The sequence below is a fragment of the Desulfallas sp. Bu1-1 genome, from assembly GCF_015594625.1.
Taxonomy (GTDB): domain Bacteria; phylum Bacillota; class Desulfotomaculia; order Desulfotomaculales; family Desulfallaceae; genus JADNRQ01.
On sequence record NZ_JADNRQ010000071.1, the window covers coordinates 1 to 615 of the forward strand.

Annotated in this window: 1 protein-coding gene and 1 pseudogene; both read left to right on the forward strand. The window is 50.2% G+C overall.

Annotated features, from left to right (window positions below; genetic code table 11):
• Positions 1–275: pseudogene (locus IT084_RS17665) on the forward strand (2-oxoacid:acceptor oxidoreductase subunit alpha); the annotation flags it as partial.
• The coding region (locus IT084_RS17670; protein WP_243277061.1) for a thiamine pyrophosphate-dependent enzyme at positions 275–615 on the forward strand (341 nt) is incomplete at its 3' end. The pseudogene IT084_RS17665 and the gene IT084_RS17670, both read left to right, overlap by 1 nt.

The following is a 615-nucleotide window of genomic DNA, read 5'->3' on the forward strand; positions in this document are numbered from 1 at the left end:
TATGCAAGCAAGCCGTTGTTGAGGCTGAAAAAGAAGGTATTAAAATAAATCTTCTAAGACTAATTACCATTTGGCCCTTTGCAGATGAACAAGTACAAAAAGTTTTGGAAAAAGCAAAAGCAGTAATAGTACCCGAAATGAACCAGGGCCAGGTATTGGGTGAAGTGCAGCGCGTGAACCGCACAAACACACCGGTATATCAAGTGTCGCGCACAGATGGAGAACTGTTCACCACAGCGGAAATACTGGCCAAGATCCGGGAGGTGGCGATATAATGCCCTATAAATATACCGATTACCTGAAGACCGAAGCGCAACCATACATGTGGTGTCCGGGATGCGGCGACGGTATTGTCGTGCGCGCACTGGCTGAGGCCCTGGCAGAATTACAGCTGCCTCCGCATCAGGTTGTAATAGCCACCGGCATTGGCTGCTGGGGCAAGGCTGACGATTACTTTGCCACCCACGCCTTCCACGGAACCCACGGGCGGGCGCTGGCTTTTGCCACCGGCATAAAAATAGGTAACCCCGAACTGCATGTTATCGTACTTATGGGTGACGGTGATGCAGTAACTATCGGAGGCAACCACTTTATCCATTCCGCCCGTCGTAATAT